The sequence below is a fragment of the Pseudomonas sp. Pseusp97 genome, assembly GCF_047304025.1.
In the GTDB taxonomy this organism is placed as follows: domain Bacteria; phylum Pseudomonadota; class Gammaproteobacteria; order Pseudomonadales; family Pseudomonadaceae; genus Pseudomonas.
Genome location: NZ_JBGLYK010000537.1, coordinates 1 through 276 on the forward strand (window position 1 = coordinate 1; position 276 = coordinate 276).

1 protein-coding gene is annotated in these 276 nt (G+C 55.1%); it reads right to left on the bottom strand.

The window, feature by feature from the left end:
• On the bottom strand, positions 1-264 hold a 264-nt coding region (locus tag ACCC94_RS30240), incomplete at its 3' end, for a DoxX family protein (protein WP_413353238.1).
• Positions 265-276 lie beyond the last annotated feature (12 nt).

Below are 276 nucleotides of genomic sequence, written 5' to 3' on the forward strand. Positions count from 1 at the left end.
GATCCCGATCATCTCGAACGTGATCATTGCGGCAAAAATGCGCGTCATGAATCCCAGGGCGATACACAACGCGCCGCCCGACTCCAGGAAGGTCACGAAATAGGCAAGCATTTCCGCTGCCGGAAGGTGAAGTCTGGAATCGATCAGCCGCATGGAACTCGCCAATGGATTGTCCATTGATCCATGTGAGTGGCCGAGCACCTTCGGGAGTCCGTGCGTGAGAAGGACAATGCCGAAACCAAGTCGCAATACGGCGTATGACACCGGATCAAAGAG